Genomic DNA, 18,633 nt, shown 5'->3' with positions numbered 1-18,633 from the left:
GTGCCCATATTACGACAGTTGATAATCACACCACTGTAGTCAGCCAACTATTGTTATTCTTCAGATGCTCGTTGAGGAGGGCACCACTGCGAATCAGCCCGAGAAGACGAGGGCGTCTGTACCCATGTGTTCCCACAAGGGGGAACAACTTATCCGACCGGCCTCCGTACTCCCTACTATGAGCCAAGAATCGCTCGACGATACGATTAAATTCCGTGCTGGCCCGCTCAAGGAGGCGGCAAACGAACTCGATGCCGTCCATCTTGGTGGCATCAATATCAGTGAACTCGGACGTGAGGGGCTTACCGAGATGCTTCGGCGAGCGATGACCGACGACGACAAAATCGCGATTTACGAGCGCTACACGGCGGGCGATATCTCAGAGGACGCTGCTCGAGTGCTGCTCGGTGAGGAGTTCGATTTGATCCAAGAGGACACTGAGGCCTTCCGCGAGGCTACTGAGGCCGACACCAGCGACTATCTCGTCTGAATGGCTGGTGGTGACACACGGTATCCGATCCTCGTCGATACGGATACGCTGATTGCTGTTGCGAATAGCTCTCTGTGGGCCCAAATCACTGAACACGTCGGCCTCACGACGACAAACGTCTGTAAACAGGAGCTAGAGCGACACGCCGAGGAGGCGCGCGAAACCGCACCTGAAGGAAGTCGTCCGTACCGACTCCATCACGGAAGCCGTGCTGCACTTGCGGCGCTTGCGGATGACGACACACCGCTCACCCAAGTAACGAGCGTGCCCCGGCCCCACGGCGCGGACGCTGGCGAGGAATCCCTCAGACAGGAAGTGGTACAGAACCCAGCGGCCATCGACTATGTAATCTTGATGGACGCGGCGGGCCGGCGCTCGATCCGCCGGGCTGTCGACGATCAAGACGAAGATATCCGTGTCGTGGCACCGCCGTTTCTGTTCGACATTCTCTACGATAACGACCTCATTTCTCGTCACGAGTTCTGTGAAGCGTGTGGTGAGCTGTTGGAACGAGAAGGGTGGACCGGATACAAGGCTGTGAAAGCCGCATGGGAGGGGATTCCGATTGATTGCAGCGACATTCTTGACGACAATCTGCTCCCGTGACCGAACTAGCTCCCGCAGCGACACGTGTTGATTCGATATCGCTCGCGGACTCCTTCGAACGCTACCTCCAAGACAAGGGGAAAGGGCGTGGTGGCGACGGCGGGAACTACCGTCGTAATGCGGCCCGCGAACTCAAACGGTTCGGCCGGTGGGCTGCCGGTGACTGCGGTCGGAACGAGTGGACAGGAATCGTCCCCGAAGATGTCGACCGGGACCCGTCCTTCCAGGATCTCGATGAACGAGTGTTCCGGGCGTACGCCCGGCATCTCGGCAGTGACCGCGCGCTCAAGCAAAACACCATCCACACGTACTATCACTACATCTCTGCGTGGTGTGGCTGGTGCGCGAACGAGGGATATCTTGAGGGGCACTACGCCCGGCGGGCAAGCGCGATGGCACCACTCCCAGAGGACGACGGTCGCAAACCCGGTGACCAGCAGATATGGACATCTGAGCAGCGCCATACTCTTACCCGGCACGTTGAGGAGCGAGTCAACGATGCAATCGAGACGTACAGAACTCTTCCGGAGGATGTCGATCCCCTCGACAGGCAGCGAGCGCGATACGCGATTCTGAAGGCGGCTCGTGATCGCGCTCTTGTCTTTGTTATCGCATACACAGCTGTTCGAGTTGGTGAAATCCTTCGTGACCCGAACGATCCAAGGCGGCGTGGTGTCCGGTGGGGACAGATTTCGCTAGACGACGGGAGCATGGATGTCTACCGAAAGAAACAGCAGTGGGATGTTGCGAGTCTCCCAGATCCTGTGATCGAGCCACTCCGGAGCTATCGAACGCTGATGGACCCACCGACGGTACAATGGCCAGTATTTCCAACGTTCGATCAGCGGACCCTCGCAACGCTCGTCCAAGACGGGCCAGATACAATCGAGGAGCAACGTGACGAGTACGCTCGGGACTTCTTGTTGGCTCTCGACGAGGATATCCACCCACCGTCGATCACGACCGATGGGGCCCGGTCGATTCTTCAACGGCTCTCAGACGCAGCGGAGGTCGACATTGAGCATCCGAAACACGATTATCTCGCTCCCCATGGTGGCCGACGGGGAATGGGCGAAATCCTTGTCCGCGGGTTCGGGTACACGGTTGCTGCTCGGTATCTCGATAGCTCAGAGAAGATGATCCGTGACCGCTACTCCCACATCGAGGCCGATGAATTAGGTGCGCTCGCAACCGAAGCAATCAACGAGATTGATTCTATTTGAAGATGCTGAGATCACTGTTGGTTGCTGACTAATGGCGGTGAGACGGTTGAATCTACCTGCATGCTGGGAGAAGCACGACCAACATTCCAGGGGCACATCGTACCCTGCTGACAGACACGAATCAATAGTGTCTCGTCCACAGTTCGAGCCCTGTGAGTAATTTCCTTATTCGCTTACGTACTGTGGTCAGCAATCGTCGAACGTTCAGTTGTTTCGCGGGACGGAACCAGGAACCTTACCGAAGTTGGTCTCGCTGCTCGGACAGGAATGAGACGAGGTCGTCGACCGCATCCGCTGGTAGCGTTTCCTGTCGGAAGACTCCCTTGAACGAGTCTTCGAAGCCGTCCTGTTGGAGTCGATCTAACACTATTTCGATCTGACCATCGAGCTTCTTCGGCTCACCTCGATGGACGTGCCGTTCGATACGGTCGAACTCCGCACGCGTGCTGATGACGACGAGGTCGCGGGTGTCAGCTTTCCGGCCGCTGTGGAGTTTCATCGCGAAGAGGAGGGCTGGCTCCGGGATTCGACCATCGAGGTCTTCGGCGACGTCGAGCGATTCGACGGTGCTGTGTTCGTGGGGATAGCGATACGACCACTCCGCGTCCGTCTGTCGGCACCCCATCGCGTCGACGAGTGCCTCGAACTTGACTTCGTTATCTCCGACCTGCTTCGTGTACTGGACCATCCGACCGTCGTACTCGTTCGCGACGTCCTTCTCGAACTGCTTCTCGTACCCGAGGTCGCGAAGGAGCGAGTCGTACTCATCGAGTGCCGTGTCCGGAATTACGGTGTCGATGTCCGTCGTGAACCGCGTCTGGAACGCCGAGACCGCCCAGCCACCCACGAGAACGTACGGCAGTTCGGCGTCCCGCACCGCCCGATGCGTGTCGACGAGTTCGGATTGGCGCTCGGGGAGACTCATTTTATCAGCTCCGTTAGTCCCCGCTCATCGCGTTGTGGTGCGACGCGTCGATGTCCCTGTCGTACTCGTCGGCGATGATCTCCAAGGCGGGCTCGTATGCCGGGCGGTTCTCCATCATCTGGTCGATAGCGTCGTCCAACGGAATCACGGGATTGCCGTTGACCCACTCGGCGTCGATGCTGTCGGTCTTCGGAAACAACATGTAGTGGACGTTCCCGTCGACATCGCTGGCGTCCGGGCGCTCGTTGATTGTCGTGTCGACGCCGAACTGCTGGAAGAACGCGATCCAGCGTTCGACGTCACGGTCGTGGACTTCGATGAACACCGGGTAGTCATCGTGACCCCGGGCGATCTGGTAGCCGCCGTGCGTCCAGACGTACGCAGCGTCGATCTCTGTGTACGCGAACTCCATGCCGCCGAAGTGCGGGATGACGTACGCGTCCTCCTGGGAGATGGTGTCGCGGCTGTACAACGCAGCAATCATCTCGGCGTACTGCTGACGCATTTCGTGGTCGGCGATCTGGAGACCACTATCGGTAATAGCGACAATTTCAGCGTCTTCTAACCGCTCGATCCAGTCGTACACCCACGAGTACGAGATGTCAATCTTACTCGCGACACGATTGATAGAATCGCCACGCTGAACTGCCAAAACAATCTTTGCGGCCGTGGCGTCCATTAATTCGATCATTGTTGAAATTGCCTCCTAGTCTACGCCGGCGGTCTAGCTCTCAGTTATCGCTAGAGAGATAGTGATGTATAGAACTTCCGGCTAGGTGCAGGAAATACATAGAATCTCGGAATAGTGGTTCCTAACCAACGCAGCACCCACTAATTACAAAGAGTCTCAACCGAGAGATTAGAATTCGAATAAACGGGGGTGAGAATCTCAGTCCAATTGACCTAGATCACCGCGATAATCACGATCAGTTTCATAGAGAGTTGCCACCTCTGCTTAGGTGCGAGACTGAGCGGATATCGAGCAAGCAGATACCGAGCCAACGGACAGTTCTAAAGAGTAGATTTCGGAACTTTCGGGCCGAGTCAGTGACTCAGTTGTCTTGTCCAGTGACGGCCGGGATTCTACCAGCTCCGATAGATGTTCAGACAGCTGTGCAAGATACACAGCGCATAGTCAGCACGGGGTCACGTTCCGCTTTCAGGCACCCAAACTGGTCAGTACAACGACGCGACCGACTGCACGCTCCACGTCCGCTTTCGCGAGAGCAATGATGACGACCCCGAGGAAACGCGGAAAGCGATCGGCCGTGGTGAGACACTTGGGCCGCATCTGGAGGTGGTGTACCACGACCCGGCCGACGTCCATCGTGTGACCCGCCTCAAATCACTGGAATTACTTCGTGCCATCGTTCAGCACGAACCAGCGATATCCGGGAGACCGCTCGCCTCGTCGATCGTGACGTGAGCCAGGTCCACCGGAACCTCACCGAACTCAGCTCCATCTGATTGAACTCGTTGACGACGGCCAGTCCAAGCGACCGACCGTCTGGTACGAGACAATCGATATCGACCTTCCGTTGCTCGCGTCCGAGGTCGGGTCTGACGAAGCGACTGCGTAGCGAGTGTGATGATTCGTTAGAAGATTTTATCACCTGTCAATCTGGCATAAGTTGCATGACCGGCAAGAATTCACTTACTCGCCGTAGATTTGTGTTGGGGATGTCAAGTACTGGTCTACTTTCAGTTGCGGGGTGTGTTGGTGGAGGGGAGTCCGAAGATGATATTGAGGATTCTGATGGAGATGGGGTAATCGATAGCGAAGACTACGCCCCTCACGATCCAGAAGTTCAAGAAAAAAGCGATATACAAGCTTCGTCAACCGAGACTTCAACTGAGACTCCATCACCGACCTCCACCGAAACTCCAACGTCATCAAAAGCTACAGAACAAGAGGCATTTGAAAATTATCGCGCCGGATATCGAGATGTGTTGTCATCGGCTGAGACAACTGAATTAGCTGCTAAGGACTACAATAATGATGATTATTTCGAAGCCGAACAGCACTACCAAGAGTCACGTGAAACAAATCGTGAAGGAAAACAGAATTTCGAGAGTGCGCTTGAATTGATTGACGAATCTGAATATCCGGAGGCATACGAATCAGTACAAGCAAGCATAGAGTTCTCTTCTGTTGCGATTGAGTCTAGAAGTGTAGCTATCGATGCATGTCAAGCCGCACAAGACGGGAATTTTGAACAATCTAGAGAGCTAATGAACGAGGTTTCAAACGACTACTATGAACGTTTGGACAAAATAAACAACGATGTCTTGGACCTTGATCAAATGAGGGAGGCACTAGGGATATAACTCCTATCCAGTCAATACACACGCGCATCTTGCATCTGACCACGAACTTATAATTGGCCTTAGACACGTCTCTGTATGAGCGAAACCTTGCCAGAGGACCGGTCGCCCGAGCCGGTCACCGTCGAGTCGATGATGAGCGACCTCAGCTCGCTCGGCGTTGAGACCGGCCAGACGGTGCTCGTTCACGGGTCGCTCTCTGCGCTCGGGTGGGTTTGTGGCGGGCCGCCCGCTGTCGTCAACGCACTCCAGCGCGTCGTCGGCAAAGACGGGACAATCGTGATGCCGACGCACTCGCCCGAGAACAGGGACCCCGCAGACATGGAACATCCGCCGGTCCCCGAATCGTGGTACGACACCATCCGGGAACAGATGCCGCCGTATCGGCCCTCCGTCACGCCCACCCAAGGGATGGGTGCAATTGCCGAGTGCTTCCGCTCGTATCCGGCGGTACACCGGAGCGACCACCCGCAACACTCCTTCGCAGCGTGGGGAGCTGATGCCGAGTTCATCACAGAGGGCCATGCATATGACTACTCGCTCGGTGAGAAGTCGCCGCTGGCCCGCGTCTACGACCTTCACGGCGACGTGGTGTTTCTCGGCACGTCCCACGCGAGTAACACCTCGTTGCATCTCGCCGAGTACCGCGCCGAACTCGACCTCGATACCGTAACCCACGCTAGTGCGGTGCTCGTCAACGGTGAACGCGAGTGGGTCCAGCGGAAGGACATCGATTTCGACGATGAAGACTTCCAAGACTGTGGCATGGCCTTCGAGCGCGAACATCCAAATGCGTTCGAAACGGGACAAGTGGGGGCCGGCAACGCGAAACTCATTGACCAGATAGAACTCGTGGACTTTGGTGTTGAGTGGTTCAAGTCGAACCGCGAGTGATACTTACTTTTTCTGTACTGACCATCAGTCTGGTCGGTAGAGCATTCGGCGAGAAGCACGAGCAATTTTCAGCGGCTCAGGATGCGCTTCATGAAAGCTTGCTCTCGGCTGACGATCTCCCAGGGCGATACAACTTCCCGAACACTTAGGCCGACTCGCGCGTATGCATATAACATCGGCTACAGTATCCGCCCCCGACGGTGTCGAGTTCGTCGAGGAGGACGACGGCCGGGTGACGGCCCGACACCTGGAGTCGGGCGTTGCGTCGTTCGGTGACACTGAGGCGGAGGCACTTCGACAACTCGCCGACGCGCTGGAGTCACACCGCGGCGAGGGCGACCCCATCGACGACCCCGAGGCGTATCTCCGGGAGCAGGGTATTGACGTAGAGATCGGCGAGGCCGGTCCGCCGTCGTGGGAATAGTGTGGTTCGGACGACGTTCTCCTCTGACGAGGTTCTGGAGAACTGACCAAACATGGGTACGTCCCGGTCGGCGGAAAGGGGAGTCACACAACACTTCGGTATGAGAATCCCGACACTGGCGAGATTCGGACCGTGACGGTTCCGAAAGCCGATCCCATTCCCACTGGGACGCTTCAAGATATTGCTGACCAGTGTGGCGCCGAGGAGTCTCACTCACTCGTGGTCGCGACGGACAGGTGTTTGTGTGATTGTCGCACGCTAACACATTCCCTTGCTCTCCCGTTACAAGTGCTTTCCGGAGGCTCAAACCTGGAAGCGAACAATCACTATTTCTTCAATACACCTGGGAATAGACTGGGATGTGACCTCCACCAGCCACGCCCTGACGGTCTTCAGTACCTGGCGCGACACCGCCACAAAATGGCTTGAGACGACCGAGCGGTCGGTACAGAAAACCGTCGCCGCAATCACCCTCCTCGCCCTGGGACTCCGACTCGTCGGACTCGGCTCCCGGCCCGCACATTTCGACGAAGCCCGCGTCGCCCACTGGGCCTACCATCTCGCAGAGAACGGTGGGTTCTTCCACCGACGAATCGTCCATGGGCCCCTGATACAACACGTCGACAGCTGGCTCTTCGCACTGTTCGGCGCGACCGACACGACGATGCGGGTATTCGTCGCAATCGTCGGTGGGCTCCTCCCACTGACAGCGCTGTTGTTCCGGGCACATCTCCGCCGACTCGAAGTACTCGCGCTCGCCGGCCTTCTGGCAGTCAATCCCGTTCTGCTGTACTACTCACGGTTCATGCGGTCGGATATCCTCGTCGCCGCATTCATGTTCGCGATGTTTGGGTCGCTGGTTCGCTTCGTCGACACGCGTCGGGTTCGATTCCTCTATTTGAGCGGGTTCTTTGGTGCGCTCGGGTTCGCCTCGAAGGAGAACGCTCTCGTGTACCTCCTGACCTGGATCGGTGCGTCCGGTCTCATGATAGGGAAGCGGCTACTCGTCCCGGCGGGGTACCGCTCGACTGTTCGGTTCTTGTTCTCCAAGCCATCGCCACGAGTCGTCGGCGAGCGAGTCCGTGCCCGACTCCACGACCTATCGACTGGTGCCGTGCACACACTCGGATCGGCCTGGCAGCGTCGATCCCGGCCACTCCTCACGATCGGTTCCTACACCAGCCACGTTGTCGGAGCCGTACTCGTCTGTTGTGCCATGCTCGTGTTCATGTACGCCCCACGTGGCGACGCCCTCGGACTGCTGTACCCGGAAGCGGCGATTTCCCGTCAGCCGATCCCGTTCTGGCGTGGTGTGACCTCCCCGAACGCGTTCTGGCCGATGGTTCACGATACGGCAGTGTACACTGTCGAAGAGTACACTGCGTGGTTCGACCCCGCGAGCACCAAGGCCTCGACCGAGGACGGGGGCCTCGTCACTGTGCTCAAGGCTGCGGTCGAGGCCTCCCGGGGAGATTACGAGGTCCTGCTGAAGGCACTCGGTCTGACGGCACCTGCAGTGCTCGGACTCGCCGTCCTGGGATACGGCCGAGATCGACTCGGAGCAGGAGAGGCACGACATCTGATCCCGTTCACTTTCTATTGCGGTGCAGTATCGATCGTCGGCTACCCGATCGGGACCGACATCGCTGCGCCGTGGCTGGCTGTCCACGTCGTAGTACCGCTGGCAGTCCCTGCGGCAGTCGGTGCCGTTACTATCTGTCAGTGGGGCGCCCAGGCTTTGGAGAGCAGTGACGGTGTCAGTGTCGCCCTGTCGGTCGTGACCGTCGTGTTGCTTGTCGTGCTCGTCGGAAATACCGCCGTCTCGAACGTCTACGTGGACGACACAGCTGACGAGAACCCTCTAGTACAGTATGCACAGCCTGACGACGATCTAACCGAGCACGTGCAGACGGTCGACAGAATCGCCAGCAATCACGACTCCGGACCCGACGTACTCTTCTACTACGGTGAAACGGGCTCGGAGTACGACGACCGGCGTGCCTTCGTGGAGGCGGACGAATCGACCTGGAACAGCTCGGCATTCCCCCACAGATACCACTGTATCAGATGGTACAACAGTCTCCCGCTGGGCTGGTATTTCCGAACGGATGACGTCGCCATCTCGTGTGAAACCGACCAAGCACAACTCTCGACACTGGCTACGGACGGTTCTGTTCCCGTGATTATCACGCAGTACGTCGATCAGACAGTGCCAACACAGCAGCTCAAGCGAGCCGATTACAACCGACGGGGATACTACCACAGAGCTGGCGGTCGCTGGGAGTACACGTCTCTCTGGGTGCATACCTCGTACGCCCAGAACAACACATCCTCATCGCTGCCCGGTGACCGCACCATCTTCGACCAGAGACGGGCCACCGACAGCCCGACCTGAGAACCCTCACCTGCTCTGGACCGCTCGGCAGTACCAGCCGACACGACCGATTTCTCTCCTCACCGCCCACCGCAAGCTGTCAGTCGTGTCCTTCAGCAATGGTCACTCCTCGTCGGTGATGCCGACGACGATCGTTCGTTCCGGAGTGTCACCGACGCGTACCGTCGCAGTCGAACTGGGACCACCGTCGACCTCCACAGTAACAGTGTACTGGCTGACAGGGAGCAGGTTCACCGAGCACCCGTCCTGTCCTGGCTGTGGAGGAGTGGGTCACTCCAAAGACCCACCTGTGGAGACTGCGCTTCCTGTGGGAACTCCGGTTGTTCCTGCAAAGCCCGTCGTCGAAGCAGGAAGCCCCTGCCGCAAGAAACGAGCGGCTACGCGCGAGTGAGTAGGCAGGGGTAGTTCACAGAATATCGAGGCGGAAGCCACGGGGCTTGACCCCGAGGTTGTTGACTCGGGTAGCACAGTGTTGGCTATATTTAGTGTCCGATACATCTCTCGCCTCGTCCCGGTCTTCCGGGAACGACTCCTCTCACGAGTCGAGAGTATCCGAACCCTGCCAGCAGCAGGATAGCCAGCGACTCGGAGCAGAAGGGCCAACAACCGGAACGATCTCCAGGAGATTTCACCCCCAAAGATGGATGGTGGGCCCCTAGTCGCCCGCCTTGTTCACCACCGTGACATTCGATTCGTTCTGTTCGATGGTGATGTGGTCGGAGGTTGCAGATGCGTTCCGAACGTTGATCGAACTATTTCCATCAGCCAGCTTGATATCCGATCGGTCGAGTTGGATTTCGACCCCAGACTCGACGATGGTCTCTCTGTCGAGATCGACGGTGATCATCACCGAACTGCCGTTCCCGTCGGGACGCCGAAGTTCGATATCAACGTAGCCGTCGGCGGTCGATTCTGTGACAGTCGCTTGCAACGTCCTCGCATCCAGATGCGCCCGGACGTTGTAACTCGTTTGTGGGTCGGTCACGACGAGACGCTCAATCGACTCTTGCTCGTCCTGTGCTAGCGACCGGGCTCCATCGGTGAAGTTCAACTGAACCTCGTCCACGTCCGGCCTGGCAGTCTGTACTGTCATCGTCTCGTTGGTGGCGTTGACCGTCCCGCGGACGAATGGGAGACAGTCGTTGGCGGGTCGAACGCGGATACCAGCGATATCGAGCGGCGCTTGACGTGCCGTCGACTCGTAGTACTGATTGACCTGCACCTCGAGCCGAGAATATTCACCGAGGCCGGCACGAGAGTGGGTCGCGTCGACGACCCGTTCAGCGAGGCGCTGGCGCCCGACTTCCTGGACGACCATGCCGTCGTGGTGAGTGACGAGCGTTACTGTCACGTTTCCGACCTGGTGGGTGGTGCTAGTGTGGTTCTGAGTATCGAGGCGGAGGGCACCACTACACGTGTGCTGGGCCTGCTGGAAAGTGTACTCGCTGCCGTTGGCTACGCGAACTGTTTCAGTGACCTGTTGCTGGTCAGTGTCCAGCTGGACGGTCGTCGTGTCGTTATCAGGACCGTCAGCGGGGCCAGCGGATGAACTGGCACCTGCGATGACAGCAGCACCACTGGCCGCAAACAGCACAATCGCGATACCGAAAGCGTACGTCGCGAGTCTATAGTCACGTTGCATACTGCTCACTCCGTTCGAATCGATCGTGTCGTATCATTGTATTCTCCGGCAACAGCCGGGCGGAGACCGATCGGGCGGCTGCGGGACCCTCGGAAACGGCCCCGCAGTCCACTGCAACTGGTCGTCCCGACTGCTGTGCTCGTGGGGTATACGAAAACCCTTGTAAATCACCGTTGGAAACGGCGATGAAACACGTCTGAAACGAGTTTCATCGCTGTTTCACGCCCTGGAAACCATCAGATTCTTACTGCCGATATTACCAGTCCCAATCATGCCCGTGGTCCCCTCCTCCCGACTAGTGTTCGTCATGTCACTGGTCGTCCTCGGTAGTAGCCTCGGCGTGTTCGGTACTGTCACCGGACTCGTGCCTGATGATTCGCACCGACTGACGATCGAGAACGATGCCCTCGTCACCACACCCAGTGGTGGACAACCACAGGTGTTAGTCGAGGACGTTCGTACTGTTTCTCGGATCGAAATACGCCGAACAAATGGCTATACAGTCGTTCAGGCGATCGACCGTGAGCCGCCAACCGTGCCGACAGAAACCCGTCTACGAGCGCAGCAGATCGTCTCCGCTGCCGACACTGTCGGTGCGGACATCCCACCACCGAATAATGCAACATACGCTATCCGTCGGATACCAGCAGGACTCGCCAGTGACCGTGCGGCGGTCATCGGTGCGGCACCGAACGCCTCACTACGGACAACGCTGCCCGCTAATGCGTCCGCGTTCACTGTCCAACGGCAAAACGAGACCATCCTTTTCGAGCGGCGCGAATCCTGGTGGAGTACGGACCGCGTGCTCGTGATCGTGGCACCAGCCGATTCCGAAGGGCAATACAGTATTGTGGTTGATCTCAGCACCGCAACCGTCGAATCGCTTGTTCGACTCGACAGAGGTGGCCGATGACACAGATACGCCCGCGTTCTGAACTGCTTGTGGCTGGAATCCTCGTCACCGCTACAGCAATCCTCGTGGTACATTTTGTCGCTGCGAGACCAACGATGGTTGCTTTCGGCAAAAGTGGCACACGGATCGGGACCACAGGGTGGCAGTTCTCACTCCGTGATACTGTCGCAATTACGCTTGCAGCTGCCAGTGCCGGAGCCAGTGCGACGGTGCTTCTCTCTCACAACTCGACGTCGAAATCCACGACGGAGGCAACTTCGTCTGCCGACCGATCCACAGACAGCTCCAGCAATGAGCTTCTACGGGCCCGGCGAAGTGAATGGGAAACCGTTGCAGAACGGCTCGCAGACAATGAGGAAACAGTGTATCAGGCAGTACTCGACGCGGATGGAGTCCTCCCGCAGAGTGAAATTGTCGAGCAGACGGACCTATCGAAGGCAACCGTCAGTCGTACACTTGACAGTTTAGAGACGAGAGAGATCGTTGAACGCAAGCGCAGAGGGATGGGTAATATGGTGTTGCTTAGATAAAAATAGTATAGAGGGTGTCATAGAACTCTTGTCACACCGTGATGATCGTGCTTCCCGGATTGTCTCCGCGTTCGTAGTTGGTGATTGCGACAACGAGGCGAAGGCACAGAGCGAGGAAGACCTGTGCTCGTGCATGGACGCGGCCTCGGGCGTGCGTTCGCCCGAGGCCGCAGTCCTTCACTGATTCGTTGGTTCGTTCGACTCCAGTACGGCGGTTGTACGTCTCATCCAACGTGGACTGCTTCAGCTGAACGTCCTCGCTGTGTTGTTCGATGCGGTCTTCGACCCTGTACTCGATGTCTTTCGGGTCGTCAGTGTTTCGTGCGTTGTACGGGGCGACTGGCACGACCCCTGCGGCCAGCAGGTGGTCGTGCCAGTCGAGCGTGTCGTAGGCGCTGTCACCGACCATCCAGATCGGCTTGGCGACGGCGAGCGCGTCACGTGTGACGCGCATCGCCGTCTCCTCTGGTGCTTGCTTACTCTCTGTGAACTCGGCTGCAATCGGGATCTTTTGCCCGGTCGAGACGATCGTGCAACCGTAGCCGTAGTAGTACTCGTCGTCGGTTGGATCGTAGCACTTCGACGCGTCTTGATCGGCGGGCATCGCTCTCACGTCAGTTGAATCGATACAGTAGGTCACATCGAGCAGGCCGCGCCGGGCGGCCTGCTCGACGAGTCGGTCGAAGACCTCGTCGACGACGTGTTCGAGGTCGGTGAGAAAGCGATCGACCGCGTCTCTCGACGGCGGTCGATCGAACCCACAGCTCAGCCAAACGACCGTGTTCCGAAGCTCTCGCTCAACGGGACGAATGCCGTAGATGTCGTGGTAGTAGCAATGGAGGAAGCCACGCATCAGCTCTGGTGGTTCGTGATCTCGTGTTCGCCCCGTCTGCGCCGGGGCGAACACGTCGAACTCTTCGAGAAACTCAAAGGAGAGATGCTCAAACAACGCTAGCGTCTCGGTTTCCGCGACATTGAAGAACGACTCTACCGAAGGATCATCTTGCAGGGTCGCTGAACTCATCCACCTCAGCGTTCACCCTGCTCTTTGGTGTGCTACTCGTTCTATGACACCCTCATAGTATATCGTACGTAGCGTCACATCCCTCAGCCATTCCAGGCCGACTGAATATTAGTTAATATTCAAATATATGCGACAGTTCTACCCTCGAATCGCTGGGTGAAACACCGGGTCACATGTATTCACTGATCCCAACAGCGTACTCCGCGACAGCCACGAGCAACAACGTCCCCAGCATCAGGACAGTCCCGATAGCCGCAATCTGCTGGGGTGACGTGTTGAAGAAGAGATTGAACAGTCGCAGCGGGAGCGTCTGGCTCTCGGGACCTGCCAGGAATAGTGAGACGATGTACTGGTTGAACGAGAGGACGAATGCGAAGACAACACCACTGATGACACCTGGTTTGATGAGTGGGAGGGTCACGTGGAGGTACGTTTCCAATTCTGTAGCACCGAGGTCCTCCGCTGCTTCCTCCAGTGAGTGATCGAAATTCTGGAGACTCGCTGTCGTCGTCCGAATTGCGAACGGGAGTGTGATGATGACGTGCCCGACAAGGAGCGTCCAGAATGACAGTTCGATCGCGATCCCGAAGTCCGACCGTAGACGGCCGATGACCAGCAAGATCGCGAAGCCGACGAGGATCCACGGATAGATCAGCGGTGAGAGGAACAGCGTCTCCAGAGTTGCCGAGGATTCGAGCCTCGACCTGACGAGCCCGATCGCGGCGAGCGATCCGATCGCACCGGAGAGTGCAGCAGTAGCCACCGCGAGCTGGAGGCTGACACTCAGTGCTTCGACGATTCCGAGATACGACACTGTCTCGGCCAGTGAACTGTACCACGTCAGCGAAAGAGCCTTCGGTGGCCACGTCCCGTATGGCGTCTGTTGGAATGAGATGACGACGACGATCAACAGCGGGGCCAACAGGAAGAGTACCGTCGCGTAGACCAGCATCCGGTAGCCGACCGTCGCGACAAGCGGGAGGATGCGGTCCCGAACTGTCGAGGTTTGCATGGTACGTTCACTCATTGGACTCACCCTGAAGACGGAGACGTGCTCTGTGATAGCCGACGATGACGAAGATGGCGACGACCAGGAGGATCATCGAGAGAGCACCTGCGAACGGCCAGTTGTTTGAGCCGGTCACCTGCGTGACGATGATCGTGGGGAGTACCTTGATTTTGCCACCCAGTATCGAGGGCGTGACGTAGGACGCCATCGTCAGCAAGAATCCCATGAGCAGGCCGGCCATGATACCCGGCAACGCAAGCGGGAGTACGACCTTCCGGACTGTCGTCAGCCGGTTCGCCCCGAGATCCCGTGCCGCTTCCTCAAGGTCCCGTGGGATCGTATGGAGCACGTTGATGATCGGGAAGACGACGAACGGCAGGATGATGTGGGTCATCCCGATGACGATCGCGAGTTCGTTGAACAGCAGTGACGGGGGGTTCTCGGCGGAGATAAACGGGAGAAATACCAGTACAGTCTGTACGAGTCCACCGTCGTTCAACAAGACGAACCACCCAAACGACCGGATGACGATGTCGATGGTCAAGGGGGCGAACGTACTCAGGACGATGATGCGGCCGAGCCACCCGCCAGTCCGGACGGCCGCGTACGCCAGCGGAAACCCGAGCAAGAACGTCACGAGTGAAACATAGAGTGCGATTTTGACTGTCCGGATAGTGACAGAGATGTACAACGAGACGTCGAAGATACGGGTGTAGTTCGCCAACGTAAACGCTCTGATGATCTCGCCATCGACGAACGAGTAGAAACTATATCGGATCAGCAACAGGGCGGGTACGATAATCAAGAACAGTATCGCGATGAGCGCTGGGGCTAGGAGGAGCGCCGTCCCGAGTCGGGTCCCACGGTATTCCCTGATGAACGACGATACCGCTTCGTTGGCCTCGGAGACTGAAGACGAGATGGTACTCATCGGTCAGGCCTCGACGAGATGGGTATCTTCCGGTTCCCAAGCGAGTGTCACTTCCTGGCCTTCTGACACGGTGACTTCGGCGTTCCCTTCGGCCACGTACTCAACGCCATCGACCGAGACAAAATATTGTGTTCGGGAGCCGGCGAACAGCACTTGTTTGACCGTCCCCTGGATCGCGTTCTGTCCGTCGCCTGTGTCAGCCACGACAGAGAGTCGCTCCGGTCGAACGAACGCGAGTGCTTCTCCTGCAGGTGTTCGTTCGTTCGCCACGTGCAGCGTCTTTCCATGGGCCTGGAGTACCGTTCCGTCCTCGTCCTTGGACAAGGTCCCATCGATGAAGTTCGCATCGCCGATGAAATCGGAGACGAAGCGACTCGTCGGGTGGTTGTATATTTCGTCGGGCGTCCCGATCTGTTCGATTTCCCCCTCGTTCATCACGGCAATACGATCGGCCATGGTCAGGGCTTCGTCTTGATTGTGTGTGACGTAGACTGTCGTGATCCCGAGACGCGTCTGGAGCCTGGTGAGATCGATCTTGATACGATCACGCAGCTGCTTGTCCAGTGCTCCAAGCGGTTCGTCCATCAACAGGACGCTTGGCTCGACGGCGAGTGAACGAGCTGTCGCGACCCGTTGTTGTTGGCCACCAGAGAGTGTTCCCGGCTTTCGATCCGCCATTCCGACCAGATCTACAAGTTCGAGAGTTTCCTGAATTCGTTCTTCAATCTCGTCTGCAGGTACGTTCCGACGTTTGAGGCCGAAGGCGATGTTCTCGCCCACCGTCATGTGAGGGAACAGTGCGTAGTTCTGGAACACCATCGAGGTGTCGCGTTTGTGTGGAGGCACACCCGTGAGATCGATACCGTCGAGTTCGATTCGTCCCGCTGTGGGATCTTCGAAGCCAGCAAGCATCCGCAGTGTCGTCGACTTCCCAGACCCGGATGGACCCAGAAGAGCAAGAAATTCCCCGTCTTCGACGGAGAGGGAAATATCGTTGACTGCGACAGTGTCCCCGTACTCCTTTGTGACGTTCGTAAACTCGATCATTGGATCGGAGGTCATCAATAGGCTCAATTTCTATCTGAGGCTATTAAACATTCCGACCATAACGAAATACTGTCCCACGATGAAATTTTTCATTGGACTAGAAACGATATATTTGTGAATAATGGGATTAGGACCAAAATAGCTATGTGAGAGAAGCTACGACTAGCGGACGGAACACCCATGCGAAAAGATACCAATAACGATAGCAGACGCTCGTTTCTTCGTGCAACAGCCGGAATCGGCGCACTCGGGCTAGCAGGTTGTCTTGGAAACGGTGACGGCGGTTCGGGCGGGAGTGGATCCGGAGGCGGCGACGGAGGCTCTGGCAGCGATGGCGGATCTGGCGGGAGCTCGGATGGCAGTAGCTCTGACGAACTCGATTTCGGTGGGCAGTCGATAAACGTCATGTTGAACGCGGGTGCACTGGCAGAACACCAGCGCCGGAACGTCATCCCCGTGGTCGAGGAGAAATACAACCTCGAGGTCAACGACGAACAGTCGACGACCGGACAGATGATCACGAAGCTCCGGTCGAATCCCGAGAACCCGCCGGACGTCATCGACGTGAACGTCAACGGCATCTACGAGGCACAGCGAAACGACTGGTTGGCGAGTTTCGCCGACCACACTGACATCGTCAGTAACTACAGTTCTATCTACGACGAGGCGAAGTACTACAACGACACTGGCGTCAGCTGGTACTTCGGTGAGCTCGCGCCGATCATCAATACGGACAACTGGGATTCGATGCCAACTTCGTGGGTCGAAGTGGTCGAGGAGGCGGATAACATCGCGATTCCGCCCTTCGCCTGGACGCAGGGACTCTTCCTGTTGCTCGCATCGAGTATCGAGACCGACCAGGGCTTTGACTCGGATTCGCTTGACGTAGAGACAGGGTTCCAGTGGCTCGAAGAGCACGTGAAACCGAAGCACAGCCACACGATCCAGGGGATCTCCCAGGCGAAGCAGCTTCTCCTGAGCGGTGACGCTGACGTGTTGTTGCCAGCGTGGGACATCTGGGTGACTGACGTATTCCTGCAGGGCCAGCCGTTACGGCCGGTGCGGCGACCAGACCCTGTCGGGATCGCAGCACACGAAGGAGTCGCAGTCCCATCCGGCGGAAATGTCGAACCGGCGATGGCCTACGTGAACGAGCTGTTATCACTGGAGGCACAGAACGCCATGCCGGAGATCGTCGGAACCGGACCAACCCACAAAGAGGCAGAGCTCCCTTCGAAGATTCAAGAGTTCGGTGCCCCGACGATCGAGGATGTTCGTAGTGGCGCACTGAAGACGCCGAGCTACGAATTTATGTGGGAGAACCAGGACGGCTGGGGCGAACGCTGGAATCAGATCTTCGCGGAGTGAACACCTCATGCACCCACGAACTTCCAACTCGGCCGCAACGTTGGACCATGCAGTAATCGTCGGCTCAACTCTCGATCGGCTCGTCGACGCCTTCGAGGACATCGGGCTGGAAGCAGCGTACGCTGGGCCGCTTGCGAACGACGTCAATCACCTCTCACAGCTGGCGTTTCCCGACGGTTCGTACTTCGAGCTGTTGTCGACGATCGAGCCCGAGCAAGAATCGCCGTGGTGGAACGACCACCTGAAACGCGACGGTGGTCCCTGTGCATTCGCCCTCGAGAGCAGTGATATCGCAGCGGATACTGACCGGGTCCGGGCGGCGGACGTCCCGGTCGATGGTCCGACCGAGTACGGGCGAGAGCGACCGGACGGAACCTACTTCGAGTACGAGCTCAGCATCGTTGGCGAGGGTGGCGTCGCGACCAAATACCCGTTCCTCATCCAGGATCATACACCACGGTCGAAGCGCGTCGAGTGGCCCTCGCCGACAGTTGCCCAGACAGCACTGACTGGCATCGCGTATGTAGTCGTCGGGGTGTCAGATATCGAGGCGTCCAGTGACGCCTACAGGGCAGCTTACGGCCTCGACGAGCCAATTGAGGAACCCATCCCGGCCCTTGGAGCAACAGCCTACCGGTTCCCAGAGTCGCCGATCGTCCTCGCGACACCGACAGACGAGGACTCTCTCTTGGCCGAGCGAATCGAACAGCACGGGGAACGGCCCGCAGCCTTCCTGCTGGGGACCGATTCGTTCACTGAGAGTTCGGATCGGTTTGAACTCGACGTGACAGACCAGCTTTTTGGCTACGAATGTGGCTGGCTCGAAAACGACGGTCTCGAAGAGATCGAAGTGCGAATCGGGATTCTCGGCGACCAGTAGCCGCGGG

At 57.8% G+C, this 18,633-nt stretch carries 21 protein-coding genes; 13 read left to right on the top strand and 8 right to left on the bottom strand.

The genetic code is table 11. The features are described 5' to 3' along the window. Window positions 1-178: 178 nt before the first annotated feature. From Hhyl2_RS19850 to Hhyl2_RS19840, 3 genes are read left to right on the top strand one after another with little or no spacing between them, the layout of a single operon-like run. Complete coding sequence (locus Hhyl2_RS19850) at window positions 179-490, top strand: DUF8065 family protein (RefSeq protein WP_483552536.1); 312 nt, start codon at window positions 179-181, stop codon at window positions 488-490. Beyond that, window positions 491-1,096 (top strand): hypothetical protein, encoded by a 606-nt coding sequence (locus Hhyl2_RS19845; RefSeq protein ID WP_483552535.1) that lies wholly within the window; start codon window positions 491-493, stop codon window positions 1,094-1,096. Then, window positions 1,093-2,319: a site-specific integrase gene (locus Hhyl2_RS19840; protein ID WP_483552534.1), complete on the top strand. Its 1,227-nt coding sequence runs from the start codon at window positions 1,093-1,095 to the stop codon at window positions 2,317-2,319. Before Hhyl2_RS19845 ends, Hhyl2_RS19840 begins: the two co-directional genes overlap by 4 nt. 235 nt (window positions 2,320-2,554) lie before the next feature. On the opposite strand, the gene Hhyl2_RS19835 is transcribed toward Hhyl2_RS19840, so the two are convergent. Continuing rightward, entirely contained in the window at window positions 2,555-3,244 is a 690-nt protein-coding gene (locus tag Hhyl2_RS19835; protein WP_483552533.1) for a hypothetical protein, read from the bottom strand. 13 nt (window positions 3,245-3,257) lie between these two features. After that, window positions 3,258-3,923, bottom strand: a complete 666-nt coding sequence (locus tag Hhyl2_RS19830) for a helix-turn-helix domain-containing protein (RefSeq protein WP_483552592.1) — start codon at window positions 3,921-3,923, stop codon at window positions 3,258-3,260. Between the two features lie 665 nt (window positions 3,924-4,588). Between Hhyl2_RS19830 and Hhyl2_RS19825 the strand changes: the two genes are divergently transcribed. The 6 genes from Hhyl2_RS19825 to Hhyl2_RS19800 all read left to right on the top strand — a co-directional run bounded on the left by Hhyl2_RS19825 (window position 4,589) and on the right by Hhyl2_RS19800 (window position 9,282). Beyond that, window positions 4,589-4,711: an HVO_A0114 family putative DNA-binding protein gene (locus Hhyl2_RS19825; RefSeq protein WP_483552591.1), complete on the top strand. Its 123-nt coding sequence runs from the start codon at window positions 4,589-4,591 to the stop codon at window positions 4,709-4,711. 168 nt (window positions 4,712-4,879) lie between these two features. Next, window positions 4,880-5,572 carry a hypothetical protein gene (locus Hhyl2_RS19820; RefSeq protein ID WP_483552532.1) on the top strand — a complete coding sequence of 231 codons (693 nt, stop codon included), beginning with the start codon at window positions 4,880-4,882 and terminating at the stop codon, window positions 5,570-5,572. 75 nt (window positions 5,573-5,647) lie between these two features. Further along, on the top strand, window positions 5,648-6,463 hold the full coding sequence (locus tag Hhyl2_RS19815; protein WP_483552531.1) for an AAC(3) family N-acetyltransferase: 816 nt from the start codon (window positions 5,648-5,650) through the stop codon (window positions 6,461-6,463). Window positions 6,464-6,626: 163 nt separating this feature from the next. Next, window positions 6,627-6,887, top strand: coding sequence for a type II toxin-antitoxin system HicB family antitoxin (locus Hhyl2_RS19810; protein ID WP_483552530.1), 261 nt, complete (start codon window positions 6,627-6,629; stop codon window positions 6,885-6,887). A 42-nt stretch (window positions 6,888-6,929) separates the two neighbouring features. Next, on the top strand, window positions 6,930-7,316 hold the full coding sequence (locus tag Hhyl2_RS19805) for a type II toxin-antitoxin system HicA family toxin (protein WP_483552590.1): 387 nt from the start codon (window positions 6,930-6,932) through the stop codon (window positions 7,314-7,316). Beyond that, complete coding sequence (locus Hhyl2_RS19800) at window positions 7,249-9,282, top strand: flippase activity-associated protein Agl23 (protein WP_483552529.1); 2,034 nt, start codon at window positions 7,249-7,251, stop codon at window positions 9,280-9,282. The genes Hhyl2_RS19805 and Hhyl2_RS19800 overlap by 68 nt, the downstream gene beginning before the upstream one ends. 102 nt (window positions 9,283-9,384) lie before the next feature. Here the strand turns inward: Hhyl2_RS19800 and Hhyl2_RS19795 are convergent, their stop codons facing one another. Both Hhyl2_RS19795 and Hhyl2_RS19790 read right to left on the bottom strand, forming a co-directional pair. Beyond that, complete coding sequence (locus tag Hhyl2_RS19795) at window positions 9,385-9,516, bottom strand: hypothetical protein (protein WP_483552528.1); 132 nt, start codon at window positions 9,514-9,516, stop codon at window positions 9,385-9,387. 421 nt (window positions 9,517-9,937) lie between these two features. Continuing rightward, window positions 9,938-10,924, bottom strand: a complete 987-nt coding sequence (locus Hhyl2_RS19790; RefSeq protein WP_483552527.1) for a hypothetical protein — start codon at window positions 10,922-10,924, stop codon at window positions 9,938-9,940. A gap of 307 nt (window positions 10,925-11,231) precedes the next feature. Between Hhyl2_RS19790 and Hhyl2_RS19785 the strand changes: the two genes are divergently transcribed. Both Hhyl2_RS19785 and Hhyl2_RS19780 read left to right on the top strand, forming a co-directional pair. Continuing rightward, on the top strand, window positions 11,232-11,837 hold the full coding sequence (locus Hhyl2_RS19785) for a hypothetical protein (RefSeq protein ID WP_483552526.1): 606 nt from the start codon (window positions 11,232-11,234) through the stop codon (window positions 11,835-11,837). Continuing rightward, the gene (locus Hhyl2_RS19780) at window positions 11,834-12,367 is read left to right on the top strand and encodes a helix-turn-helix transcriptional regulator (protein ID WP_483552525.1); all 534 of its coding nucleotides are present in this window, start codon (window positions 11,834-11,836) and stop codon (window positions 12,365-12,367) included. Before Hhyl2_RS19785 ends, Hhyl2_RS19780 begins: the two co-directional genes overlap by 4 nt. 31 nt (window positions 12,368-12,398) lie before the next feature. Here Hhyl2_RS19780 and Hhyl2_RS19775 read toward each other — a convergent pair whose 3' ends face one another. The 4 genes from Hhyl2_RS19775 to Hhyl2_RS19760 all read right to left on the bottom strand — a co-directional run bounded on the left by Hhyl2_RS19775 (window position 12,399) and on the right by Hhyl2_RS19760 (window position 16,393). Further along, entirely contained in the window at window positions 12,399-13,391 is a 993-nt protein-coding gene (locus Hhyl2_RS19775; protein ID WP_483548670.1) for a transposase, read from the bottom strand. A 169-nt stretch (window positions 13,392-13,560) separates the two neighbouring features. Then, on the bottom strand, window positions 13,561-14,418 hold the full coding sequence (locus tag Hhyl2_RS19770) for an ABC transporter permease (protein WP_483552524.1): 858 nt from the start codon (window positions 14,416-14,418) through the stop codon (window positions 13,561-13,563). Beyond that, on the bottom strand, window positions 14,411-15,331 hold the full coding sequence (locus Hhyl2_RS19765; RefSeq protein ID WP_483552523.1) for an ABC transporter permease: 921 nt from the start codon (window positions 15,329-15,331) through the stop codon (window positions 14,411-14,413). Before Hhyl2_RS19765 ends, Hhyl2_RS19770 begins: the two co-directional genes overlap by 8 nt. Before the next feature lie 3 nt (window positions 15,332-15,334). Then, window positions 15,335-16,393, bottom strand: a complete 1,059-nt coding sequence (locus Hhyl2_RS19760) for an ABC transporter ATP-binding protein (protein ID WP_483552522.1) — start codon at window positions 16,391-16,393, stop codon at window positions 15,335-15,337. 390 nt (window positions 16,394-16,783) lie between these two features. Here Hhyl2_RS19760 and Hhyl2_RS19755 point away from each other — a divergent pair, with 390 nt between their 5' ends. Together Hhyl2_RS19755 and Hhyl2_RS19750 are read left to right on the top strand one after the other, a co-directional pair. Next, a complete protein-coding gene (locus Hhyl2_RS19755) occupies window positions 16,784-17,746 on the top strand; it encodes an extracellular solute-binding protein (protein ID WP_483552521.1) in 963 nt (320 codons plus the stop codon). 7 nt (window positions 17,747-17,753) lie between these two features. Then, on the top strand, window positions 17,754-18,626 hold the full coding sequence (locus Hhyl2_RS19750; RefSeq protein WP_483552520.1) for a VOC family protein: 873 nt from the start codon (window positions 17,754-17,756) through the stop codon (window positions 18,624-18,626). The last annotated feature ends 7 nt before the right edge of the window (window positions 18,627-18,633 follow it).

The sequence above is a fragment of the Haloarcula sp. H-hyl2 genome (assembly GCF_056934385.1).
This window is presented reverse-complemented; position numbering and strand designations above follow the sequence as displayed.

Excerpts from the sequence above, each read along its gene's own strand:
- Hhyl2_RS19755 (WP_483552521.1), top strand. The coding sequence starts at position 16,784 with ATGTTGAACGCGGGTGCACTGGCAGAACACCAGCGCCGGAACGTCATC.
- Hhyl2_RS19750 (WP_483552520.1), top strand. The coding sequence starts at position 17,754 with ATGCACCCACGAACTTCCAACTCGGCCGCAACGTTGGACCATGCAGTA.
- Hhyl2_RS19790 (WP_483552527.1), bottom strand. The coding sequence starts at position 10,924 with ATGCAACGTGACTATAGACTCGCGACGTACGCTTTCGGTATCGCGATT.
- Hhyl2_RS19850 (WP_483552536.1), top strand. The coding sequence starts at position 179 with ATGAGCCAAGAATCGCTCGACGATACGATTAAATTCCGTGCTGGCCCG.
- Hhyl2_RS19760 (WP_483552522.1), bottom strand. The coding sequence starts at position 16,393 with ATGACCTCCGATCCAATGATCGAGTTTACGAACGTCACAAAGGAGTAC.
- Hhyl2_RS19845 (WP_483552535.1), top strand. The coding sequence starts at position 491 with ATGGCTGGTGGTGACACACGGTATCCGATCCTCGTCGATACGGATACG.
- Hhyl2_RS19775 (WP_483548670.1), bottom strand. The coding sequence starts at position 13,391 with ATGAGTTCAGCGACCCTGCAAGATGATCCTTCGGTAGAGTCGTTCTTC.
- Hhyl2_RS19765 (WP_483552523.1), bottom strand. The coding sequence starts at position 15,331 with ATGAGTACCATCTCGTCTTCAGTCTCCGAGGCCAACGAAGCGGTATCG.
- Hhyl2_RS19770 (WP_483552524.1), bottom strand. The coding sequence starts at position 14,418 with ATGAGTGAACGTACCATGCAAACCTCGACAGTTCGGGACCGCATCCTC.
- Hhyl2_RS19820 (WP_483552532.1), top strand. The coding sequence starts at position 4,880 with ATGACCGGCAAGAATTCACTTACTCGCCGTAGATTTGTGTTGGGGATG.
- Hhyl2_RS19835 (WP_483552533.1), bottom strand. The coding sequence starts at position 3,244 with ATGAGTCTCCCCGAGCGCCAATCCGAACTCGTCGACACGCATCGGGCG.
- Hhyl2_RS19780 (WP_483552525.1), top strand. The coding sequence starts at position 11,834 with ATGACACAGATACGCCCGCGTTCTGAACTGCTTGTGGCTGGAATCCTC.
- Hhyl2_RS19830 (WP_483552592.1), bottom strand. The coding sequence starts at position 3,923 with ATGGACGCCACGGCCGCAAAGATTGTTTTGGCAGTTCAGCGTGGCGAT.
- Hhyl2_RS19815 (WP_483552531.1), top strand. The coding sequence starts at position 5,648 with ATGAGCGAAACCTTGCCAGAGGACCGGTCGCCCGAGCCGGTCACCGTC.
- Hhyl2_RS19785 (WP_483552526.1), top strand. The coding sequence starts at position 11,232 with ATGTCACTGGTCGTCCTCGGTAGTAGCCTCGGCGTGTTCGGTACTGTC.
- Hhyl2_RS19810 (WP_483552530.1), top strand. The coding sequence starts at position 6,627 with ATGCATATAACATCGGCTACAGTATCCGCCCCCGACGGTGTCGAGTTC.